The organism is Pseudomonas sp. MPDS (assembly GCF_013283895.1).
In the GTDB taxonomy this organism is placed as follows: Bacteria; Pseudomonadota; Gammaproteobacteria; order Pseudomonadales; family Pseudomonadaceae; genus Aquipseudomonas; species Aquipseudomonas rhizophila.
Genome location: NZ_CP054128.1, coordinates 3,611,798 through 3,635,162 on the forward strand (window position 1 = coordinate 3,611,798; position 23,365 = coordinate 3,635,162).

Consider the following 23,365-nt stretch of genomic DNA (forward strand, 5'->3'; position numbering starts at 1 on the left):
GCCTGTTCGCCGGTACGATTTACTCGCCGATAAACACGGCCGCACGCTTGCTGTGAAACGCTTCAACGCCTTCCTTGAAGTCCTTGGAGCTACGCAGACGGCTGTAGCAGTGACCTTCCATTTCGATCGCGACGGTCAGCGGTGCATCTTCGTTGTCGTTGATCAGTTTTTTCGCCGTGCGTTGGGCCAGCGGCGAGAAGCGACGCAGTTCGTCGACCAACGCATCGACGGTGCTTTCCAATTCGGTGTCTGGCACGACCTCGGTCGCGATACCCCAGGCATAGGCCTGGTCGCCCGTGATGCGTTTGGCGCGCATCACCATGTGCTTGGTGCGGGTGATGCCGATGATTTTCTGCAGACGCGCGGAGCCACCCGAGCCCGGGATCTGGCCCAGGTTCTGCTCAGGCAGGGCGTAGCGAGTGGTTTGCGAAGCGATGCGGAAATCGCAGGCCAGGGACAGTTCGAAGCCGACGCCGAAGGTGTAACCACGGTTGGCAACGATCACCGGTTTTTCGCAACGTGCCGGTGCCGCCACGTTCCAGGCCAGCTTTGAAACGTGCTCTGGCGAAGCCTCGAGGAAACCCTTGATGTCGCCGCCGCTGGAGAAATGTTCACCCACCGAGCGCAGCACGATGACGCGCACATCGTTGTGTGCATCGAGGGCTTCGAAGACCAGGCGCAGTTGATCGCGCTGCCCCATTGAAATGACGTTCAACGGCGCCCGGTTGAGGATGATGTCAGCGCGCTCGCGAGACACATCAACGTCAACCTGGAAGCCATCGAACTGGGTGTCGAGAAATTGCTGGATCGCTTGTTGTTGCATGGGAGTGTCCTCTGGATGATTAGCTGATGGCCTTCAAGGCCTGTTCCTGAAATTGGGCCAGCAGCACGCGCCGCAGCACCTTGCCCACTGGAGATTTGGGAATCTGGTCGATGAACTGGTAACGCCGTGGCCGCTTGAATTTGGCCAGGCCCGAAGCGATGCAATGGGCATCGAGGTCGCCTTCCGAGACCTCAGCGCGCAGCTTGATAAACGCGGCAATAATCTTGCCCCATTGCTCGTCGGGCAGACCGACCACCACCACCTCTTCCACCGCCGGGTGCAGAGAGAGCATGTTTTCTATTTCTGCCGGGCTGACGTTTTCGCCGCCGGTGATGATCAAGTCATCGACACGACCCGTGACGAACAGATCGCCCTCCAGATCGAAGTAGCCGATGTCACCGGTGAAATACCATCCGTCACGCAACGCCTTGGCGGTCGCTTCAGGGCGGTTCAGGTAGCCTTCGAACGCCTCGTCACTCGCCAGGTCGGCGATGATCTGGCCCTCCTCCAATGGGTTGACCTGCACGTCGGCTGTTTCAGCATCGATCGGCACCACGCGCACGCGCTGGTTCATTGCACTGCGCCCTGACGAACCGGGTTTGCGGCTGGCTTGCTGGTCGATGGTGAAGGTGTAGATCTCCGAGCTGCCGTAATGATTGACGAACAATTGCGGCTGGAACGCCTGCTCGACGCGACGCATCAAACCGTCGCTCATCGGCGCACCGGCAAAGCCGATCTTCTCCACACTGGCTACTCGCTCGCGGGCAAAGGCCGGGTGTTCGATGAGCATGTGGTAGAGCGTCGGCACCAAGTACAGATTGCTGACCTTTTCCCGCTCGATGGCCTGCAGCGTGGCTTCCACGTCAAACTTCGGCACACAGACGAAATGTCCGTCGATCAGCGCCATGGACAGCAGCGATCGAACGCCCATGGTGTGGTAAAGCGGCATGACACCTAGCGTGCACTCGTTCTGGCGGTAGAGGTTTTGCGCTACGTGGGCAACCGCCGCGGCGCGCTCACAACGGTGCCGACGGGGCACGCCCTTGGGCTTGCTGGTGGTTCCGGAGGTGTACAGCAACAGTGAAATGTCTTCGGCGTCGGCCTGCAAAATGATGCCGGAGGGGGTCTGCGAACACAGTTCCTCGAAACTCAGATCGGTGTTGGCGGCACGGAGTCCGGCGGCGATCCGTGGCAGCCTTGTGGCGGCGCTGCAACCGGCCACGACAGTCACGGTAGCGTCGTCGTAAGCCACCGCACGGATTTGCGCATCTTCGATGCAGTAGCCCAGTTCATCGGCAGTCGAACGCCAGTTCAACGGGGTCATGACGATGCCCGCAAACTGACAGGCCCAATGCAGGGTTGCCATCTGCCAGCGGTTTTGCATCGCTACCAGCAGTCGATCACCGCGTTGCAGCCCGAGGCATTGCAAGCCCCAAGCGGCGCTCTGGATATCAACGAACCAGTCTTCATAGGTTTTCTTCAACGCACCGTCACTGACCGCCACGGCGTGCGGTCGGCGTTCAACGGCAGCGAGGAAACTGCGTCCGAGATCGAACATTTTTGTTATACCCCTTTGTTCGTTTGGCGCTGGGCAGCGACTCCGAGCACGGCCTGGACGATGCCGGTGTAGCCGGTGCAGCGACATAGATGCCCCGAAAGCATGTCGCGTACCTGGGTCTCGTCCGGGTTGGGTACCCGTTCGAGGAAATCCACGCAGGACATGAGAATGCCCGCTGTGCAAAAGCCGCACTGCAAGGCGTGATGACGACGAAAAGCTTGTTGCAGGTCGCTCAGCGTGTCGTCGTCAGCCAGGGACTCGACAGTCTCGATACGCCGCTCGTGCCCCTGTACCGCTAGCATCAGGCAGGAACGCATGGCGACCCCGTCCACCAGCACCGTGCAGGCACCGCAGACGCCGTGTTCACATCCGACATGGACGCCGGTGGCACCGAGGTCGTGGCGCAGGAAGTCGCAGAGTTGGGTCCGCGGTTCAGCCAGGGCTTCACGGGAGCGGCCATTGAGTTCCAGGCGAATCGCAAAGGTTTGGTCGGCAGTTACACGCATGTTCAGACTCCTTCAATCAGCTGATGACCCAGCTCGCGAATCAGTTGGCGGCGATAGGCAGCGCTGGCCTGCACGTCGTCCTGTGCATCAAGCGACCAGGCGGTTTGATTGAGCGCGTCCGGCAATGCCGCACCACGAGGCAGACTGCGACGTTGCGGACGGTCGGCGACCCCGCCGATGCCAAGCTCGACCTGGTCCGCGCCAATGGCCGCAGCCAGGGAGACAATTGCAAAGTCGCCGTGGCGCATGGCGATTTCGCGGAAGCGATAAGTGATGCCTTCGCTCTTGAGCGGAAAACGCACCTCGACAACCAGCTCATCTGCACGCTTGTCGGTGGTGAGAATGCCTTGGAAGAAGTCGGCAGCCTTGACGATGCGCTTGCCTTTTTTCGACTCCAGAACGATCTCACCGCCCAGCGTCACCAGGCACAGCGGCAACTCGGCGCTGGGGTCGGCGTGAGCCACCGAACCGCAGACCGTGCCGCGATTACGCGTCTGGAAGTGGCCGATCCAGGGCATCGCCAGTGCCAGTAAAGGCACCTCGTCCATCAGGGTCGAACGCGCCAGCAGTTGCGCCTGTCGTACCCCGGCGCCTACGGCCAGGCAATCCTTGCGCAGTTCGATATAGGCCAGTTCAGCCACATGATTGATGTCGATCAGCAACTTGGGTTGAGCCAGGCGCATGTTCAGCACCGCCATCAGCGATTGGCCACCGGCGATGATGCGAGCCTCCTGGCCGTACTCGGCGAGCAGTTCAACCACCTGACGACGAGTGTCAGCCCGAACGTAATCGAAAGCAGCCGGTTTCATTGCGCACCTCCCTTGCCAAACAGCGCGCCAAGCGAGGCCCGCATCCGCGCCCACCAGCCGGTGGAGATGGCTCGGCCGCTGACCCGTTGTGACAGGCGAGTAAATATTTGTCCGATGATCACTTTCGAGGCCCCTTGCAACATTCGGCCGCCGACTGCGGCGACTTTGCCGCTGACCGCCACCTGGTATTGGTATTCCAGACGCGTGTGGCCATTTTCCAGTTCGACGAAACGCACCTTGGCCTGCCCCTGGGCCGAACCCATCGAGCTGCTGCCGGAACCGGACAGACGCAATGAATACGGAGGGTCCAGATCACTCAGGGCAACCTTGGCCTCGAAGCGCGCGCGGATCATGCCGACGCCGACGGTGACGTCTGCGCGATAACGGTTTTCACCTTCAAGCACGAGGTCGTGACAACCGGGAATGATCGCTGCCAGCGTTTGCGGGTCGAGCAAGGTATCGAAGACCTGTTGCGGCGAAGCAGGAATCACCACCGCGTCGTTGGCCCGCAGTGCCGGTCCAGCGGCAGGTTCCGCGTCCAGGTTTTCATCGGGCTCCATCCCCGCGGGCCGTGGAGGCTCGTCAATCCCGATGAGCGTGCGTACTTTTGATGGCGTCAGTGGCAGACGAATGTCCGAGCGACCAAGGGCGTCGGCCACCGCGTTGGCGATGCATACCGGCGTGCTCATATTGTTACCCTCGCCCACCCCCTTGGCGCCCAGTGGGGTGAATGGCGATGGCGTTTCCATGTGAAGGATCACCGGTTCGATCGCTTCCGGTGCGGTCGGCACCAGATAATCGGCGAATGTGCCAGAGAGGAAGCTGCCGTCCTCGCCATAGGCGAACTCTTCCATCAGTGCCGCGCCGAGGCCCTGGGTAAAGCCACCACGAATCTGGCCATCGACCAGCGCCGGGTTGAGCAGGCGGCCGGCGTCATGACAGGTGACGTAGCGATCGATGTGGATCTCACCAGTCATGCGGTCGATTTCCAAACCACAGATGTCGAAGACAAAGCCGTAGCACAGCGAGCTATTGACCTGGTCCTGATCGTCCGGTGCCACCAATTGCGGCGGGCTCCAGAAGGCGGTTTCGCGCAGACCGCCGCTTTCACCTTCCGGCAGCAGGCCCGGCGACCAGTGGGTCGCACCGGCAATCCGATGGAATGGCGCCACCGCCCCGCCATTGACCACGAAAATCTTGCCGCCCGCGAAACGAATATCTTCAGGACGGGCCTGAAAATGCTCGGCGGCAATCGCAGCGAGGCGATCGCGGACTTTCAGCGCCGCCTTGTAGACTGCACCTGCCACAGCACCGGCAAAGCGGCTGGAATAGTTGCCCGAGGCAATCGACCAAGCGTCCTTCTGGGTATCCAGTTCGACGTTGACCACGATGGATTCCAGCGCAACCCCAAGCACTTCGGCGACGACCTGCGCCACGGTAGTTTGATGGCCCTGCCCTTGCGGTGCCGAAGACACGTGCACGCTGACATCGCCCAGTGGGCCGACATTAATAGTCGCAGTAGCAACCGCGCCGTTTTTAGGTCCCGCTTTGCGCCGCTCTTCGGGCGTCATCGCGGTGGTGATGTAACCCATGTTGGAAATCGACGGCTCGATGACTGCGGTATAGCCGATGCCGTAGATTCGGCCTTCGGCACGGGCTTGATCACGACGGTTGAGCAACTCGTCGAGCCCCCCATCTGCCACCGCCAAGGCAATGCCTGCCTGGTAATTGCCGGAATCAAGCAATGCACCGGCGGCTGCGCTATAAGGGAAGGCATCGGCCGGCACCAGGTTACGGCGGATCACGTCCAACGGATCAAGCTTCAACTGCACGGCGATGTGTTGCAGCAGCCGCTCAAGGGCGAAATACACCTGCGGGCCACCAAAACCACGGTTCAGGCCGGAAGGGGTTTTGTTGGTCAGCACCACTCGGTTGCGCACTTGCAAATTGCGGATCGCGTAGGCTCCCGTCAGGTTGCCGTGCATGCGGTAAAAAGTCGCCGGTTCAGGTGCTCTCAGGTAGGCACCACAATCGTCGATCTGGTCATAGCGCAAAGCGGTTATACGACCATCTGCTTCTACCGCCGCTTCAATTTCGGTCACCCGATTAGTCGCCGAAGAAGCCCCCTGAAGATGTTCCAGACGGTCCTCGACCCATTTCACCGGTGCACCGACCTTGCGTGACGCCAGGCCCATCATCACCACGTAAGGGAAAACCCCTTGCTTGATGCCAAAGCTGCCGCCGGAATCTTTGGGCGTGCGCAAACGCAGCCGGTTGCCGGGCACATTCAGAGCACGGGCCATGACCGTGTGCAACGCATAGGGGCCCTGGAAATTGGCGAGCACGTCATAAATGCCGGTGGCGCGCTCGTACTGAGCCAGCACCACATAGCATTCGATGGGGGTGCAGGAACTGCGCGGAAACTTCACTTTGAGCGAGACCTTGTGCGGTGCCTGCTCGAAGGCCTGCTCCGGCTCGCCATAACGAAAGCGCCGTTCGTTGACCACGTTGCTGCCGACTGCTTCGTGCAGGATCGGCGCCTGTTCGGCAGTGGCCAGTTCGGGATCGATGATCGGGGGCAGCGGTTCGTATTCAATGCGCACACCTTCGATCGCGTCCTCGGCCAGATAGCGGCTCTCAGCGATAACCACGGCCACCGGCTCTCCGACATAACGCACCTTGTCCACGGCGACGCACCAGTGCTCCATCGGCTGCCGCACACCCACCGGGAACGGCAGCGCCCAGCGTTTGACATCTTCGCCGACCAGCACGCCGTGCACGCCTTTCATCAGCAGCGCACTGGAAAAATCCACCGAGGTGATTCGCGCATGAGCGTGGGGGGAACGGATGATCGCCGCATGTAACGTACCCGGAGGGATCGCAGCGTCATCGGCATAGCAGCCGAGGCCGCGCAACAATGCGGCATCCTCGACACGAGTCTGACGGGCGCCGATGTGGCCAGTCGGGCTTTCGGTAGCAGGCTGGAAACTAGTCATTTTTTCGCGGCTCTTGTTGTTGTGCAGCGCGATAGCGTTAGAGCCGAGTGTGTGAGAAAGGCGCAGGGAGCGCCTTGCCTGGGGAGAGGGAGTTCTGCGCTGGTGTCTGAAAATTTGCCTTGGCGTCTGATTTTCAGGTGTGGGACCAGACAGAATTGGCGGTCAGGGATGGGACGCGAGCTGGCTCAGGAAAGCTTCGATTTCTGTAGAGGGCATCGGTTTGGCAAAGTAATACCCCTGAAAAATATCGCAGCGGCTGCCCTTCAGAAAAGCCACCTGAGACGCAGTTTCCACGCCTTCTGCAACCACCGTCAGGCTGAGGTGATGGGCCATGGAAATAATGCCTTGGGTGATCGCTGCATCGTGATGGTCGGTGGCGATTTCCTGGATGAACGAGCGGTCAATCTTGATTTTGTCGATGGGCAAACGCTTGAGGTAGCTGAGGCTGGAAAAACCGGTGCCGAAATCATCGAGCGCAATTCGCACCCCCAAGGCCTTGACCTGGTGCAACGTATCGATCGCCTGTTCAACGTTATGCAGCAAGAGCGACTCGGTAATCTCCAGCTCCAACTGCCCCGCGCTAAGTCCGTGCTTGCTCAGCACTGTCTGGATACACTCGACGAACTGGCCACGCTGGAAATGCATCGGCGAAATATTTACGGCCATCGAGATTCCTGTGACGCCCTGCTCGCCTAGCTGGCGCAGCTGCGCGCAGGCTGTATCGAGAACCCAAAGGCTCAGTGGGATGATCTGACCACTATCCTCCGCCACCGGCACAAACACCGCTGGTGAGATGAATCCTTTTTCCAGATGCTCCCAGCGCAGCAACGCTTCGATCCCGACCACCCGCCCCGTGCGCGCGTCTATCTGCGGTTGATAGTGCAGCCTGAACGACTGAGTTTCGATAGCCTTTTGCAGGTCATTGCGCAGGCTCGCGTGCTCGCAAACGCGCTGATTAAGATCGCTGGTGTACCATTGGAAGTTGTTGCGGCCTTGCTGCTTGGCTTTGTACATGGCCATGTCAGCCTGCTGGATCAGCTGCATCGGCTGCTCGATGTGACCATCGCTCAGGGTGATACCGACACTTGCACTCACGTGCAGGTCCATGCCCTGGATGCAGTAGGGTTTGGCAATGCTGGCCATCAAGCGCTCGGCCACCGGTACAACGTCCTCATCACGAAGCAGGTCCGGCAGCAGCACGATAAATTCATCACCGCCCATGCGCACGATGGTATCACCAGGACGAACCTGCTGGGTCATACGCTGCGCCACCTCAATCAGCACCTGATCGCCGAAGTAGTGCCCGATCGAATCGTTGATGGATTTGAATCCGTCCAGATCAATGCACATCACCGCCAGACGACGCTTACGCCGACGACTGATGTGACAGTCCAGAATGAGCTGGTCTTCAAGCGAAACACGGTTAAGCAAACCAGTCAGCCGATCATGGCTGGCGTTAAAGCTCAATTGGCGCTCGAAATGCTTCTGCTCGCTGATGTCCCGGGCAATGCCAAATACCCCAACGATCTCTCCATTGACCATGATCGGCAGGTTAGAGATGTCCATGGTCAACAGCTTCTCTCCCTCGTCGCGAACCCGTGCCTCGAAGCGTTGAGGCGTTCCGGCGCGGGCTGCGGAAAAATGCTGACTGACCCGCTGCAGGTCTTCTTCGAGCACCAGATGGGAAAAGTGATGGCCAATAAAATCGGTTGCGGTGTGCGGCTTTAGCTTAAGGCCTGCTGGATTCACACTCTGGATGTTGCCGGCCAGATCGAGGGCGAACACCGGGTTGGGGTTGTAAGTGAACAATGAACGAAAACGTTGTTCGCTTTCCTCCAGACGTTGGCCGTCACGCTCATGGCGGATCGCAATGACTGCCAGTTGGGCCGCGCGGCCCAGTCGTTGAATCTGCGCCTCATTCGGAAAGTGGGTCCGGTTCTGGTACAGGGCAAATGTACCCAACACGCTTCCTTGATGGGAGAGCAAAGGCACCGACCAGCAGGAACGCAGGTTATGCCCCAGCGCCAGGCTGCGAAAACGCTCCCAGTTTGGGTCCCGGGCGATGTCTTCGGTGACCACCAGCTCGCGCCGGAACGCTGCGGCGCCGCAGGTTCCTTCCTGTGGACCAATGGCCATTCCATGAATCGCCTCGCTGTACTCGGCCGGCAGGCTGGGCGCCGCGCCGTTCAGCAGGTGTTTACCCTCGGCATCAGTGAGCAGGATAGAGCAGAAGGTTTCGGGGGCCTGTGCGTCGTGCATCTGGCAGATGGCGCAGAGTATTTCGCCCAGATGATGATCGGTCGCGATCATACCGAGAATGTCACGTTGCGACTCGGGGAAGGTCTTGCTGTGAAAGCTGGGACGAGTATTCATGGTGATTCCTGAAGACTCTCGAGGTCGTCCGGTCTTCAGAGAGCCAGAAATAGTGGCGGCCGATCACTGTCCACTAGTGCGTCGGACGGGCACTCTATAGAGCACCGACTCACTAAAAAAAGCCTCAGATCCAACATAAAAAACAGTATCAGACTGCAGCCGTTTGGCTGATTTCGCTTTCTCGACTCACCGCAATTTCTCGGCCATACAGGGTTCTCCCGCGAGAAAACTACGCGCCTGAGTGGGAGCTAAAAGTCGGCCGCCACTGTGGCGGCTGACTTAATCTACGCCCGCCGCCAGCCTCCCACATCGCCCCGCCTCCTTAGCGCTACACTCACGTCATTGACGTACCACGCCACCGTTAGCAGGGAGCTCAACGTGCACCCAGGCAAAAGCAGACCCACGCCACCTATACAACACCAAACAAACACTCCACCCATCGTCCCAAGCGCCGCAATCCTGCCTTGTCTTGGCAACTCACCGATCTGCCCGATCAAGAGCCTTGACGGGAGGACCGTGTGACCACTCTCATTAAAAAATATAAATGGCCCGCCTTATTGGCTGTCGCGCTTGCTGTGTTTTCGGCCTTGATATTCTTTTTAGTCAAGTCCTACACCTACGACGCCTCCACCTATTTCGAATCCCGGGATTTCATCCGCCAACTCAAACAATCCGACGCTAACTGGAACGTCAAAATCCTGCGAAAAAAGATCGGCATCAATAACAACCTGTCGCTGACCCCGCCACCTGAAGCGGCCAGTCGATGGGCGCAGTTGGAGCAGCTCAATAATTCTGGCCCTTTGGCGGCCCTTTGGGCGTCCAGGCGCCAGGGCTATGTGGAGGCGGTGAAGAACAAAAGCCTGCTGGTGGAGCAGTTCCAGCAACACAACACCCGCTTACGCACCGCTCTGGATGCGCTGCCACTTGCCGAGGACGACATCCAGACACGGCTCAGGGAGATGGTCTCGGACATTCCGATAAACCGTTTAGAGGTTGCCTCCAGTGTCCTTGACCTCACTCTGACAACGCTTGAGTACGCCCTTTATGTCACCTCGGACAAGGCCGAAGAAGTAAGGAGCCAGCTCAATGCGCTGGAGCAATACATCGCCCAACTGCCCCCTTCCTACCAGCCGTCCTTTAGCACGCTGACACAACATGTCGAATCCATTATCCAGGAACAACCGATCGTCAATGACCTCATTGACCGCATCAGTGTGATCCCGGTCGCCCAAGAGCTCGACAGTATTAACGAGCTGTTGAACGAAACCCAACGCAGGACCGCCGAGACCGAACGCCAATATCACATCTATCTGGCTGTATGCGCCGGCCTCATGGCCATTTTGATGATCTACCTTGCCGCGCGGTTGGTTCGCAGTTCCGCGCTCATCACTCAGATTAACCAGGAACTGCAATCCTCCAATGAACGGCTGGAAGAACGGGTGGAAGATCGCACTCGCGAGTTGATGCAGGCCGAACGTGAGCTGGTGGAGGCGGCGCGAATGGCGGGAATGGCCGAGATCGCGACCAACGTGTTGCATAACGTAGGGAACGTTCTCAACAGCGTGAATATTTCGGCGGACCTGGTGACCCGCAAGTTGAAAAACAGCAAGACGCTCGGTCTGGGCAAAGCGGTAAAAATGATGAATGAGCATGCCGAGGATTTGGGCCGTTTCATTACCCTGGATGAAAAAGGCAAATTGTTGCCTCGTTATTTCAATGAGCTGGTCGAGTCCATCAATGCCGAACAGGGACTGCTCATTGACGAGCTGGCACAACTGACCAAGAGCATTGACCACATCAAGGAAATCGTCGCCACCCAACAAACCTATGCTGGCGCCGCGAGATTGATCGAGCCGCTCAATGTCAGGGATCTGTTTGAAGATGCGTTACGCATGAACGCAGGCGCGCTGAGCCGCCACCATGTCACGGTCATCAAGGATTTTCAGGACATCCCCACCATCCTGGGAGACAAGCACAGGTTGCTGTTGATCCTGATCAACCTGATCAGCAACGCCAAATTCGCAATGTCGAATGTTTCCGGGCATCCGCGGGAAATGACGCTAGGGATCCAGATCGTCGCTGAGAGTACGTTACGCCTCAGCGTCAAGGATCGAGGCGAGGGTATTGCGCCGCAGAACCAGGCTCGAATCTTTAACCACGGGTTCACGACCCGCAAGGACGGCCATGGATTTGGCTTGCACAGCTGTGCTCTGGCCGCGGTTGAAATGAATGGCCGTCTCTACGCCCAGAGCGATGGGCCTGGTCAAGGGGCCTTGTTCACTCTGGAGATCCCGCTGGAACTGGCCAATACCTGAACCACTGGGGCGAGTTGGCTGCGTGCGCAGCATCCTTCGGGGTTGCGCGCGTGCAGCCAACTCTGACCTGCGAACACGACCTTCTAGCGCTGCTATTTAGTGTTAGCCGATCGCTCGCTTCGGTTTCTGCGTACCGGCAACGCCGCCGCGTAAGCCAGCGCTTCCTCACGGGAAGCAAAGGAGCCAAGCCGGTCCACTTGGGTGCAGACCCGCCATGGGCCGCTGTTCACACTGAGTACGTCATAACCGTTGATGTGCACTTTCGTTAGCATCGCAGCACTCATAGTTACCTCCTGCTAGATAAACCTAAGGTACGCCCCTTACCTTACACTCAGTTGGCATCAGGGCATCAACCGGGCGTCGCAATTTCCCGGGTGCGACATGCCCATCAGGGTGAGCCCGATCCCCACAGTCTGTTCCACAACCCAGGCAATTGCACCGGCTCGGTGCCGTCTTTGACGGTGCGAGCCAGCGCTGCTCGCTCAAGCGCCTGACGGTCGTCATAAAATGGCTTGGTGTCGGTCTTCACCCCAGTCGCCTGGGCAGCGTCGATCAGAATCTGCAGGTACTCCCGGGCGTGTCGTGCGGTGTAGCGATTGAGATCATGAAAGGTCACCACCACCGGAATGACGCCATCAACGGCAGGTATCTGCCCGCCGGCGATACGTTCACGCACTTCGCTGAGCTGACGTATTAGGTTGATTCGCCGTCTCGGACTCGCCGTGATGCCCCAGACTTTGCCGTCGCTGGCACTCAGATCAGTGAGCAACATGTGCAGGCCATGGCGCCGGTAGGCCGCGAAGGTGCGGGTGTCGAAGCTCCAGAACGGCGGCCTCACCAGCCTGGGAGCCGCCCCCGTGATGGCGGCAATGTCGGCGCTCCCATTGAGCAGCGACTGTTCCAGTTCATCTGGGCTGAGGAACCGGTGGTTGCTGTGCCCGGAGGTCGCGGTATGAAAGCCCAGCACATGCCCTTCCTGCTGTTCACGACGCATCACCGAACGCCCGATATCACTGCCACCGGCCCGCGACGCTCGAGTCTGCACAAAAAATACCGCCTTGATCCCCGGCTGCACCGGGTTTTGCGCCAGGGCATCGAGCACGCCCATGCTCGGGTTCCAGAAAGATGATGCGCTGGGCCCGTCATCGAACGTCAGCAGAAAGCGGATCGGCGGTTGCGTGCGAAGGCGTTGTTCGGTCTGCGCAGTCAGCTCGATGGGAGCGCCAATGCACCCCAGCAAAGCGCTGGCAAGGGCTACGAGAGACAACACCCTGGCGAAGATTTTCATTGTGTGCCTTTTATGGTGATCGCACTGACTCGCCTTCGATCCATGGCCCTTGGTGCCCAAGCCCAGCTTGGAGAAGGTTAACCGGGTTTGGTTCCCGGCCGCGAGCCTCGCCGCGCCCCCGATTTTGACCGTCTGGAGATCCGATGGAATTTTCCGCCCGCCTCTGCATCCATCCGTATAGAACTAATTAGGGAGGATTTATGGGCGGGCCATCGCTTTACATCATCGACTACATGCTCCATGGCGAGCCCAAGTCATTCATCATTCGTGCAGAAGTGATGAACAATTCCGAAGCCTGGCATTGGGCCAGTTGCGACGCGGGTGTCGGGCGCATCCCCAAATTCGGGAGGGAAAAGGTCAAGCGGGTGTCAAAACCACTGGCAGAAAAATACGGTATTACCGACGTGCGCTGGCGAGCCAGTGTCGCGCCGGCCTGGGTAAAAGAGTCAGGCTGAGTCCGCAACCCTCTTTGGCGCACCGGCCGTCCGGCCGTGCGCCGTTTTCTTCGCCAGACCCGAAATAACTCAACTACGCTTAATTATCGGTACAACCCGCTGCTGGCGGGTTTTGTGCTGCCCTATACACACTCAATGGAGGTGCGACATGTCTGAAAAAGAGTCCATCACCACCGTGCTCACCTTGCTGGAATCGCGTCAGGCGCGATTGGCGGCAGCCTGCAAAGAAATCGCTGACTGGGTCGACCATCAGGGCGGGCACCCTACCGCCGTGCGCATCCGGGATCGTCTCAATGACATCGAAAAAGACGCCCCCTCTATCCAGAGCGCGCTGACGTCCCTCAAGCCCGCCGAGCGACCATTGCCCAAGTTCCGCTAACGCATTGCGCTGCACAGATTCTTCCCCACGCTCTACCGGTTGGAAAACCGATGGAACGCGGGCGTTCTTTGCGCCTCGATATGGATATGTATCGGAGCAAAGCCGCTAGAGGGAGAACACCATGTACGCCAGAATCCTGCTGTTGATCGCCTGTGCCTGCCCTGCCGTCGCCATGGCGCAAGGCTGCGATGTAATCACTCGGTCCCAGAGCCAGGCGATACCGAAGATCGAAACCCATAGTTGTTACGAATACAAAGGCGTGCCAGCCGAGGCGATTGGCTGGTCGTGCAGCAACGAAAGCAAAGGTGCACTGAGCACTGAAAAGAACCAGGTCGAACGTTGCGCCCAAGGCTATGTAGCGACGTGCCAGGCCCGGCTGACTCAGGAATCCCTGGCCAATCCGCACTCAACCAGCAAGGACCGTGGCGGCGAGTCAGCCAACATCCCTGACGATGCGCAAGTCACCCGGTACTACTACAACACCGAGCAACTGGCGCAAGCACAGAAAGATTGCGAAACCACCGGTGGGCGCTGGAAAAACCAATGAAGGGTCCCTAACCTTTGCTGTGCTCTGGCGACGACGGGCCTTCCTTCACACCGCGAGGGCCGGCAACGCCCCAGATGACCAGGCCCACCACAGGCAAGATGATCAACACCAGCGCCCATCCCGCCTTGGTCCCGACAGTCTTGTCACTGCGAAAGACACTGATGATCGCCCACAGATCCACAAGCAGCAAAAGCACCACAACGCCGATCCAGAAATAGCTGGCTAGTTCAGACATGGTCCAATCCTCTTAAGGTCTATGGTTTAGGCACACCCCCTGACGGTCCGTTCAAAGAATCTGCCATCGCGTCCCCCCGCCCGAACTTGCGTCTATCCACGCTCATTCAGATAGGCGACCCACCGTTCATAAGCGTCATGCTGGCGTTGGACGGCCTGCTCCCAAATCACCCCGCTCGTTTGATGTGCGTCGACGAGCGCCATCATTTCTGAGGTGGCCGCGTCCAGTTCCACGAGAAGCTCGTGGGATTTGATTTTGAAGTCTTCAACCGTGGTCATGTCTTCTCACTTCCCCTCTACCCGAGGTTGGCTATCCACCCAACATGGATACGTTTTTTCCAAGCTGATTCAGTCGAGGCGATGATCGGTTTAATGCCCAGTCCTGACAGATAGCGAGTGCAGGCTTGAAATGAAGTTCAGTCTTTCGCCGATTGCCGCGGTCGTACAGAGAGGCCCCGGTAAAAACTGTAGTGGACAGTCCGTATGACATCGGGCTCAAATATTGCAGTTATATTTCAATTTAATGACAGTCACGGATTGAGCAAGGCCATGAAAATTCGAGCGACCGTCATCTGCGAGGAAGATCGCCACATCTTGCTCGTGCGCAAGGCCAACAGCCGCTGGACATTGCCTGGTGGAACCGTTGAGCGCGGCGAAACCCATGCTGGGGCGGCACTACGCGAGTTGGCAGAAGAGACCGGGCTGGACGCGCACAACCTGCTTTATCTGATGCGCATCAGCGACGGTGAAACCGAACACCACGTGTTCGAAGCCGCGGTCACCGATTCAAAGACCGCCCGGCCACAGAATGAAATCAGCGACTGCCTCTGGCATCCGCTGGACGCTATCGCGCAACTGCAAATGAAAAAGGGCACCCGGGAGATTCTCGAGGCATTTCGGCGCAGGTTGTGAGCGCAGCTTGGATAAGGTGGTTTCACGGAGCAGAAACAAACAAGGGTTTGCTTCAGCTTTCGCTCGCAAACCCTTGATTTTAGATGGTGCCCGAAGCCGGAATCGAACCGGCACGCCCTTACGAGCGGGGGATTTTAAGTCCCATGCGTCTACCAGTTTCGCCATTCGGGCGGTAGCGCGGTCAACCTTATGGACATCAGCGTGGAGCAGATATGCCAGTCGAGGCTGGTGCAGCAAGAGGGGGGAATATATACATCCCTTCCCGGCGAAGCAAGGTTGCTTCTGTCCTTTTCAAGACAAAACCTGTCGTTGCTCCGAAAATAAAAAAGCTCCGTAAATCATGGATCTACGGAGCTGTTTTAAAGTGGAGGCCGAAGTCGGAATCGAACCGGCGTAGGTGGATTTGCAATCCACTGCATAACCATTTTGCTATTCGGCCTCAAGACGCTTGATGCAAGAAAGCTACATCAACCGTGTACAAACCTGATCAGGAAACAAGACGCTTACGAAGCTCTATCTCCTTGAAAACATTGAGATTTTTTACGTCCCAGTGCGTTCGATGGGCGCAATTATGTACTCATTTGCCTAGGCTGACAACCCCTTGATTTCAAAAAAAATTCGTCCAAAGGCCAGCTTCCGCCCGACAACCACATAGGTGTGCGAAGGCTTCTGGGCCTGCGTCGCAACCCAGCGGAGCCAGCTCCCTCGCCACGGAGAACTTCAGGGACCCATGGAGGCAGTCGCAGCCCTGCCCCATTTATGGGTAACATACCGGCCTTCCCCGCAGCCACCTGCGCCCTGCCAAATAAGCCCATTTCATGCCTTTCGAACTCAGCGTTGACCTTACCACCCTCGCTATCCTGATCGTCGTTGCCTTCATTGCCGGGTTCATCGATGCCATTGCCGGTGGAGGTGGCCTGTTGACCACCCCGGCCCTGCTAACCGCCGGCTTGCCTCCCCATCTGGTCCTGGGCACCAACAAACTCAGCTCGACCTTTGGTTCGGCCACGGCCAGTTTCACGTTCTACAAGCGCAAGCTGTTCCATCCAAGGCAGTGGACCCATGCCCTCGTCGGCACGCTGGTCGGTGCCTTGGCCGGCGCCATCGTCGCCCATTACCTGCCCGCCGAGTGGCTGAACAAGATGCTGCCGGTGATCGTCTTCGCCTGTGGCCTGTACCTGTTGTTCGGTGGCACGCCCAAGGCGCCGCTGGACAGCGATGCGCCGATCAAGAAGACCTGGCAAGCGCCCCAGGGTTTCAGCCTGGGCTTCTACGACGGCGTGGCCGGTCCTGGGACGGGTGCATTCTGGACTGTCAGCAGCCTGCTGCTCTATCCCATCGATCTGGTCAAGGCCAGTGGTGTGGCCCGCAGCATGAATTTCGTCAGCAACATCGCGGCGCTGTCGGTGTTCATTTTTTCGGGGCAAATGGATTGGATCATCGGCCTGAGCATGGGGCTGTCGGTGATGGTAGGGGCATTCTTCGGCGCGCGCACCGCCATCAGCGGCGGCGCGAAATTCATCCGACCTGTATTTATCACCGTGGTACTGGGCTTGACCGTGCGTCTAGCCTGGCAGCACTGGTTCAGCGTGGCCTAAGCGCCGCGCCACATAGAGGTCGATCAGGTAGCGGGCGATGGAGCGCGAGGCTGGCAGCGGCGGCAGATTGTGCACGTTGAACCACTGGGCATCTTCGATTTCATCTTCCTGCCTGATGATGTCGCCACCGGCATATTCGGCATGGAAACCGAGCATCATCGAATGGGGAAACGGCCAGCATTGACTGCCGACATACTGAATGTTCTTCACCTCGATGCTGACTTCTTCGCGCACCTCACGAACCAGGCAATCCTCGGCGGACTCACCTGGCTCGGCGAACCCGGCCAGCGTGCTGTAGACCCCCGTGACGAAGCGAGGCGAACGGGCCAGCAGGACTTCATCGCCACGGGTGATCAGCACGATCATGCTTGGTGAGATTCGCGGGTAATGCCGCAAATCACAGGCATCGCAATACATCGCCCGTTCCCGGGCAATCTGGCCCATGCGTTTGCCACAGCTGCCACAGAAACGGCACTCCCGAGCCCAGGTGCCGATCTGCGCGGCATAGCCCAGGACCTTGTACAGCGTGTGGTCATCCTCGAGCATGAAGGCCCGCAGCCCCTTCCAGCTGCAGCCGGGGATGTCCTGTGCGCTGTGCAGCTCCAGCAGATAGACCGGCTCGCCATCCAGGTGGCCAATGCCATGCTCGGCGAGGATCGACAGGTCCTGGCGCTTGAGCCAGTCGCGGGGAAACAGCGCGCCGTTGTCATCGAACAGAAAGCCTTCCGGGCTGCGGGCCACGGCCCAGCCCCCCGGGAGATCGGTATCGAGTACTGCGGTGGTCCAGCGTGAAATCATGATCAATCAATCCTGAAATTCAGGTTTCTGTTTGCTCATATGGGCGGCCATGGCCACGCGCAGGTCGGTCGATTGCAGCATGGCGGCGTTCCAGGTGGCGACGTATTCCAGCCCGTCGTCGATGCGGTGGTCGCGCATGTAGCTGATCATTTCCTTGGTACCGGTCACGGCGATCGGCGACTTGGCGGCGATTTCCCGAGCGATGCCCATGACACCGTCAAGCAGGCTGGCGGTATCACTGTAGACACGATTGACCAGGCCGATGCTGCGCGCTTCGTCGGCACCAAAGGTACGCCCCGTATAAGCGAGTTCACGCAGCATGCCGTCCCCGATGATCCGGGGCAAGCGTTGCAATGTGCCAACATCGGCCGCCATGCCGATATCGATTTCCTTGATGGAGAACTGCGCATCCTCGGCGGCATATCGCATGTCGCAGGCTGAAATCAGGTCGATGGCGCCGCCCAGGCAATAACCCTGGATAGCGGCAAGCACCGGTTTGCGGCAATTGTCCACGGCGTTGAACGAGGCTTGCAGTTGCAGGATCTTGCGGCGCAACAGGCGTGCGTTGCGGCCCACGTCCTTGCCCAGCTCATTGGCGACGGCGGCCAGCATCATCAGGTCGATGCCCGAGGAGAAGTGTTTGCCGGCCCCGCTCAATACCACCACGCGCGCTTCGTCGGTGTCGTCGATCCATTGGAAGATTTCGACGATCTCGCTCCAGAACGCGGCGTTCATTGCATTGATCTTGTCCGGTCGATTGATCTGCACATGGGCGATATTGTCTGCAAGTTCGACGGTGAACGCTTGGTATTGCGACATGGCAGTGATCCTTTACCGGCTGAAAAAGAGGCCTGAACTATAACAAGTCAACGCACCGGGTCGTAGACAGTGCATCGGCCAAAAGCGGGACCTGGCGACCGGTCAGGTAAAGATGTCTCTGTGGCGAGGGGATTTATCCCCGTTGGGGCGCGAAGCGGCCCCTGCATCCCGACAGAGGTATTTGGGGTCTGCTGCGCAGCCCAGCGGGGATAAATCCCCTCGCCACAGGGATCACCTTCAATCACGGATTATTCACTCACCTGCATCTGCCCATCCCACCCACCACCCAATGCGGCGATCAGTTGCACACTCGCGATCAACCGGCTCTGCTGCAAGGTCAGCACACTGCGTTCATTACTCAGCGCGGTGGCCTGGACCGTGACGACATCCAGGTAGGCGATCAGCCCTGCCCTGTACTGGTTCTGGGTCAGGCGCAAGGATTCGCGGGCGGCATCCAGGGCCTCCTGGCGCACGCGGGCTTCGTCTTCCAGGACTTTGAGCTGGATCATGTAATTTTCCACTTCGCGAAAACCGTCGAGCACCGTCTGACGATAGGTGGCGACCGTCTGGTCGTAGGCCGCGACGGTGCGGTCGACTTCCGCCGAACGCTGGCCGCCATCGAACAACGTCATCGCCAGCTGCGGTCCCACCGACCAGAAGCGATTCGGCACACTCACCCAGTTATCGTAGGTACTGCTGCTGTAACCGCCGCTCAAGCTCAGGGTCAGGTCCGGGTAATAGGCGGCCTTGGCCACGCCGATGTTGGCGTTGGCGGCCATCACCGAACGCTCCGCCGAGGCAATGTCCGGCCGGCGCTCAAGCAACTGCGAGGGCAGCGCCACGGGGATTTGCGGAAGGGTCGGGATGTCCTGGGTTTCTGCCAGGCTGAATTCGGCCGGCGGCAGGCCGATCAGCACGGCGATGGCGTTTTCAAATTGAGCGCGTTGCCAGATCAGGTCGATCAACTCGGCCTGGGTAGTCTTGAGCTGAGTCTGCGCCTGAGCCACCGCGTCCCTGCCGGATACGCCCGCGCGGTATTGGTTTTCGGTCATCTTCAACGAACGCTGATAGTTGTCCACGGTGGTCTGCAACAAGCGCTTCTGCTCGTCGATCACCCGCAATTGCAGGTAGTTTTGCACCAGTTCCGATTGCTGGCTCAGGCGCATGGCGGCCAGATCGGCGAAGCTGGCTTCGGCGCTGGCTTCATTGGCTTGCAGAGTGCGACGCAACTTGCCCCAGACGTCCGCCTCCCAACTGACACCGGCCTGGGCGCTGTAGGTGTCGCGGATGCCACTGGCCGAACTGCTCAGGCTCGAATTACTGCTGCCGGTGCCCTGGCTGGAGCGGTTCTTGCCGACGGTCAGGTCAACAGAGGGGAAGAACGCGCCCCGGGCACTGCGAACCAAGGCCTGGGCCTGACGGTACTGGGCTTCGGCCTGGGCCACGGTCTGGTTGGAGGTGTTGAGTTTCTCCACCAGGCCATTGAGCCGGGCATCGCCGTACAACTCCCACCAGGCACCCCGAGCCAAGGCGTCGCTAGGATTGGCCTGGCGCCAACCCTCAGCCTCCTTGTACTGCACGGGCGCCGCGGCCACCGGGCGCTGGTAATCCGGGCCGATGGCGCAGGCGCTGAGCATCGCCACGCACAGCGTCAGGCTCAGCAGCCGCGAGCCACGGGCGGTCGCCAGCGGTGCGACAAGATTGAAAAGCGAACGGTCGGTCATAGCGGAGTTTCCAGGGCAGCATCAGTGCGCACGCCGCGCCAGCGGTTGAAGCGATGGCGCAGTTTGTCGAGATAAAGGTAAACCACAGGCGTGGTATAGAGGGTCAGGATCTGGCTGAACACCAGTCCGCCGATGATGGTCAGGCCCAGCGGCTGGCGCATCTCAGAGCCTTCGGCACCGCCAAGCAATAGCGGCAAGGCACCGAGAATCGCCGCCAGCGTAGTCATCAGAATCGGCCGCAAGCGCAGCAGGCAGGCGTTGCGGATCGAGTCCTGCGGCGACTGCCCGCCGCGCTCCAGTTGCAACGCCAGGTCGATCATCAGGATCGCGTTTTTCTTCACCACGCCAATCAGCAGGAACAACCCCAACAACGAGATCAGGCTGAACTCGCCGCCCAACAAATAAATCGACAGCAGTGCGCCGACACCGGCCGACGGTAAGGTGGACAGGATGGTCAGCGGGTGAATGTAGCTCTCGTACAACACACCCAGCACCAGGTACACCGCCAGCAATGCACCCAGGATCATGAACGGCTGGCTTTTCTGGGTTGCCGCGAACGCATCGGCGGTGCCGGCCATTTTTGCGATGATGTCTTCGGGCATCCCGAGCCTGGCAATTGCCCGCTCGATGGCGGCCGTGCCCTGCTCCACCGTCACCCCCTCGGCCAAATCGAACGATATGTCCTCGGAGGCGAACTGACCCTCATGGCTGACCCGATCATCCTCCAGGCTGCTCTCATAATGCGCGATGGTCGACAGGGGCACCCGCGCGCCGTCAGCGGTAATGACCTGGACCTGATCGAGGGTGCTCGGGTCCTGGGCGTACTTGGGGTTGACCTCCATCACCACCTGATACTGGTTGAGGCTGTCATAGATGGTGGATATCTGCCGCTGGCTGTAGGCGTTGTTCAACACCGAGGTGACCATGTCCATGTCGATGCCCAGGCGCTTGGCCTGGTCACGGTCCACCACGAGCGTGATCTGCTGGGCGCCGCCGCCGTCACGAGCGTCGATAGCGGTCAGCTCCGGCAAGGCCCTGAAGGCCGCCGCGACTTTGGGGTACCACTGACGTAGCGACGCCAGGTCACCGCTCTGCAGGATGTAGGAATACTGCGAGGTGGTCTGCTCACGTCCACCACCAAACTGCAGATCCTGGTCGGCCATCAGCATCAAGCGGCCACCCGGCACCAGGGGCATCTCCTTGCGCAAGCGCTCGATGACTTTCTGCGCGGAGATACCACGCTCGTTGATCGGTTTGAGGCGTACCAGCATGAAGGCATTGTTGGTGCCGTTGTTGCCGCCGATGAACCCCGCCACGCTTTCTACGGCTTCATCCTTCAGCACGGCGCGACGAAAGATTTCCATCTTCGGCTGCATGACGTTGAACGAGAGTCCGTCGTCGCCGCGCACGAAACCGATCAACTGGCCGGTGTCCTGCTGAGGCATGAAGGTTTTCGGCACCACCACGTAGAGTGCGATGTTCACCCCTATGGTCACCAGCAGGCTCAGCAAGGTCAGGCGCCGATGGCGCAGCACCCAGTCCAGGCTGCGCGCGTAACCACGGACCATCCGCTCGTTGAGGCGCCGGCTCCAGCGCTGCAAGCGATTCTCCTGCCCCGGCACGTGGGGCTTGAGCCAGCGAGCGCAGAGCATCGGCGTGAGGGTCAGCGACACCACCAGCGAGACCACGATGGCCGCCGCCAGGGTGATGGAGAACTCGCGAAACAGGCTCTCGATAATCCCGCCCATGAACAGGATCGAGAGAAACACCGCCACCAGTGAGACGTTCATCGATAGCAGCGTAAAGCCCACCTCTTCGGCGCCCAGGTAGGCCGCCTTCATGGGCGGTACGCCTTCGTCGATGTGCCGGGAAATGTTCTCCAGCACCACGATGGCGTCGTCCACCACCAGGCCGGTGGCGAGGATCAACGCCATCAACGACAGGTTGTTCAGGGAGAAGCCGTAGAGGTACATCACCGCAAACGTGCCCACCAGGGACACCGGCACCGCCAGGGTCGGGATCAGTGAGGCGCGAAAGTTGCCCAGGAACAGGAACACCACCAGCACCACCAGGGCCACGGCAATCAGCAGGGTCATTTCCGCCTCGTGCAGCGTGGCCTTGATCACCGGTGAGCGGTCCATGGCCAGGTTCAGCTTGACGCTGGCCGGCAGCACGGCCTGCAACGCCGGCAGCTGGTTCTTGATCTCATTGACCGTCTCGATGATGTTGGCGCCAGCCTGACGGTTGATCACCAGCAGCACGGCTGCGTCATCGTTGAAGAAACCGCTGTTGTAGCGGTCTTCGACGCCGTCGGTGACTTTTGCTACGTCCTTGAGGCGCAGCACCGAGCCGTCCTGGTAACGGATGATCAGCGTTTCGTAGTCCTTGGCCTTCTCCAACTGATCGTTGGCCTGGATTTGCCACATGCGCTGTGCGTCCTCGACCGAACCCTTGGGCCGGCGAACGTTGCTGTCGGCAATGGCGCTGCGCACATCATCCAGGGCTACGCCGTACTGGTTGAGCAGTTGCGGCTCCAGTTCGATGCGCACCGCCGGCAAGGAACTGCCGCCAATCTGCACCTCGCCCACGCCCGACACTTGGGACAGGCTCTGGGAAAGGATGGTTGAAGCCAGGTCGTAGAGCTGGCCCTTCTCCAGCACATCCGAAGTCAGCGACAGCACCATGATCGGCGCCTGAGACGGGTTGACCTTCTTGTACGTGGGCATGCTGCGCATGCCGCTGGGCAACAGGTTGCGCGAGGCATTGATGGCCGCCTGCACTTCCCGCGCCGCACCGTTGATGTCGCGGTCCAGGTCAAATTGCAGGATCACCCGGGTAGAGCCCTGGCTGGACCGGCTGCTCATGGTGTTGACCCCGGCGATGGCGCCAAAGGAACGCTCAAGCGGCGTTGCCACCGTCGACGCCATCACCTCGGGGCTGGCCCCCGGCAAGTTGGCCTGGACCACGATCACCGGAAAATCCATCTGCGGCAACGGCGCGACCGGCAGCAGGCCAAAGCTCACGCCACCGAGCAGCATGATTGCAAAGCTCAGCAGCATGGTCGCTACGGGGCGACGGATGAAAGGGCCGGAGAGGTTCATGGGTGACCGCTCCAGGCTTCAGACGATATGCCGTGAGGGATGGTCGGGCTCTTGTGGCGAGGGGATATATCCCCGCCCTGTGGGAGCAAGGCTTGCCCGCGATGAGGGCGATGCGGTCCTGCAGAATCGA

Annotated in this window: 19 protein-coding genes and 2 tRNA genes; 6 read left to right on the forward strand and 15 right to left on the reverse strand. The window is 59.6% G+C overall.

Going from position 1 to position 23,365, the window contains the following annotated elements; translation table 11 throughout:
* Positions 1-19: 19 nt before the first annotated feature.
* The 6 genes from HQ912_RS15865 to HQ912_RS15890 form a co-directional block, all read right to left on the reverse strand.
* Positions 20-823, reverse strand: coding sequence for an enoyl-CoA hydratase/isomerase family protein (locus tag HQ912_RS15865; protein WP_076385038.1), 804 nt, complete (start codon positions 821-823; stop codon positions 20-22).
* 19 nt (positions 824-842) lie between these two features.
* Entirely contained in the window at positions 843-2,381 is a 1,539-nt protein-coding gene (locus HQ912_RS15870; protein WP_076385040.1) for an AMP-binding protein, read from the reverse strand.
* Between the two features lie 5 nt (positions 2,382-2,386).
* On the reverse strand, positions 2,387-2,887 hold the full coding sequence (locus tag HQ912_RS15875; protein ID WP_173407011.1) for a (2Fe-2S)-binding protein: 501 nt from the start codon (positions 2,885-2,887) through the stop codon (positions 2,387-2,389).
* A gap of 2 nt (positions 2,888-2,889) precedes the next feature.
* Entirely contained in the window at positions 2,890-3,696 is an 807-nt protein-coding gene (locus HQ912_RS15880) for an FAD binding domain-containing protein (RefSeq protein WP_076385044.1), read from the reverse strand.
* On the reverse strand, positions 3,693-6,692 hold the full coding sequence (locus HQ912_RS15885) for a xanthine dehydrogenase family protein molybdopterin-binding subunit (protein WP_173407012.1): 3,000 nt from the start codon (positions 6,690-6,692) through the stop codon (positions 3,693-3,695). The genes HQ912_RS15880 and HQ912_RS15885 overlap by 4 nt, the downstream gene beginning before the upstream one ends.
* Before the next feature lie 162 nt (positions 6,693-6,854).
* Positions 6,855-9,065 (reverse strand): putative bifunctional diguanylate cyclase/phosphodiesterase, encoded by a 2,211-nt coding sequence (locus tag HQ912_RS15890; protein WP_076385048.1) that lies wholly within the window; start codon positions 9,063-9,065, stop codon positions 6,855-6,857.
* A gap of 518 nt (positions 9,066-9,583) precedes the next feature.
* Between HQ912_RS15890 and HQ912_RS15895 the strand changes: the two genes are divergently transcribed.
* A complete protein-coding gene (locus HQ912_RS15895) occupies positions 9,584-11,380 on the forward strand; it encodes a DAHL domain-containing protein (protein ID WP_173407013.1) in 1,797 nt (598 codons plus the stop codon).
* A 388-nt stretch (positions 11,381-11,768) separates the two neighbouring features.
* Here HQ912_RS15895 and HQ912_RS15900 read toward each other — a convergent pair whose 3' ends face one another.
* Complete coding sequence (locus HQ912_RS15900) at positions 11,769-12,668, reverse strand: polysaccharide deacetylase family protein (RefSeq protein ID WP_173407014.1); 900 nt, start codon at positions 12,666-12,668, stop codon at positions 11,769-11,771.
* 200 nt (positions 12,669-12,868) lie between these two features.
* Between HQ912_RS15900 and HQ912_RS15905 the strand changes: the two genes are divergently transcribed.
* From HQ912_RS15905 to HQ912_RS15915, 3 genes are all read left to right on the forward strand, one after another.
* A complete protein-coding gene (locus HQ912_RS15905; RefSeq protein ID WP_047226592.1) occupies positions 12,869-13,123 on the forward strand; it encodes a DUF6555 family protein in 255 nt (84 codons plus the stop codon).
* Between the two features lie 148 nt (positions 13,124-13,271).
* The gene (locus HQ912_RS15910) at positions 13,272-13,502 is read left to right on the forward strand and encodes a hypothetical protein (protein WP_047226593.1); all 231 of its coding nucleotides are present in this window, start codon (positions 13,272-13,274) and stop codon (positions 13,500-13,502) included.
* A 121-nt stretch (positions 13,503-13,623) separates the two neighbouring features.
* On the forward strand, positions 13,624-14,049 hold the full coding sequence (locus tag HQ912_RS15915) for a hypothetical protein (protein WP_047226594.1): 426 nt from the start codon (positions 13,624-13,626) through the stop codon (positions 14,047-14,049).
* Between the two features lie 7 nt (positions 14,050-14,056).
* Here the strand turns inward: HQ912_RS15915 and HQ912_RS15920 are convergent, their stop codons facing one another.
* Together HQ912_RS15920 and HQ912_RS15925 are read right to left on the reverse strand one after the other, a co-directional pair.
* Positions 14,057-14,284 (reverse strand): PLD nuclease N-terminal domain-containing protein, encoded by a 228-nt coding sequence (locus HQ912_RS15920; protein WP_047226595.1) that lies wholly within the window; start codon positions 14,282-14,284, stop codon positions 14,057-14,059.
* Positions 14,285-14,376: 92 nt separating this feature from the next.
* The gene (locus HQ912_RS15925) at positions 14,377-14,562 is read right to left on the reverse strand and encodes a hypothetical protein (RefSeq protein WP_047226596.1); all 186 of its coding nucleotides are present in this window, start codon (positions 14,560-14,562) and stop codon (positions 14,377-14,379) included.
* A gap of 270 nt (positions 14,563-14,832) precedes the next feature.
* Here HQ912_RS15925 and HQ912_RS15930 point away from each other — a divergent pair, with 270 nt between their 5' ends.
* Complete coding sequence (locus HQ912_RS15930) at positions 14,833-15,195, forward strand: NUDIX hydrolase (RefSeq protein WP_047226597.1); 363 nt, start codon at positions 14,833-14,835, stop codon at positions 15,193-15,195.
* Between the two features lie 84 nt (positions 15,196-15,279).
* On the opposite strand, the gene HQ912_RS15935 is transcribed toward HQ912_RS15930, so the two are convergent.
* Positions 15,280-15,366 (reverse strand) — tRNA-Leu (locus tag HQ912_RS15935).
* Positions 15,367-15,560: 194 nt separating this feature from the next.
* A tRNA-Cys gene (locus tag HQ912_RS15940) sits at positions 15,561-15,634 on the reverse strand.
* Positions 15,635-16,013: 379 nt separating this feature from the next.
* Between HQ912_RS15940 and HQ912_RS15945 the strand changes: the two genes are divergently transcribed.
* On the forward strand, positions 16,014-16,793 hold the full coding sequence (locus HQ912_RS15945; RefSeq protein ID WP_173407015.1) for a TSUP family transporter: 780 nt from the start codon (positions 16,014-16,016) through the stop codon (positions 16,791-16,793).
* Here the strand turns inward: HQ912_RS15945 and nudC are convergent.
* The 4 genes from nudC to HQ912_RS15965 form a co-directional block, all read right to left on the reverse strand.
* Entirely contained in the window at positions 16,761-17,591 is an 831-nt protein-coding gene (gene nudC / locus HQ912_RS15950; protein ID WP_160892594.1) for an NAD(+) diphosphatase, read from the reverse strand. The two genes, HQ912_RS15945 and nudC, sit on opposite strands and share 33 nt — an antisense overlap.
* Before the next feature lie 6 nt (positions 17,592-17,597).
* A complete protein-coding gene (locus tag HQ912_RS15955; RefSeq protein WP_047226600.1) occupies positions 17,598-18,410 on the reverse strand; it encodes a crotonase/enoyl-CoA hydratase family protein in 813 nt (270 codons plus the stop codon).
* A gap of 248 nt (positions 18,411-18,658) precedes the next feature.
* Positions 18,659-20,134 (reverse strand): efflux transporter outer membrane subunit, encoded by a 1,476-nt coding sequence (locus tag HQ912_RS15960; protein WP_107322608.1) that lies wholly within the window; start codon positions 20,132-20,134, stop codon positions 18,659-18,661.
* Positions 20,131-23,235, reverse strand: a complete 3,105-nt coding sequence (locus HQ912_RS15965) for an efflux RND transporter permease subunit (protein WP_047226602.1) — start codon at positions 23,233-23,235, stop codon at positions 20,131-20,133. Before HQ912_RS15965 ends, HQ912_RS15960 begins: the two co-directional genes overlap by 4 nt.
* Positions 23,236-23,365: the final 130 nt, after the last annotated feature.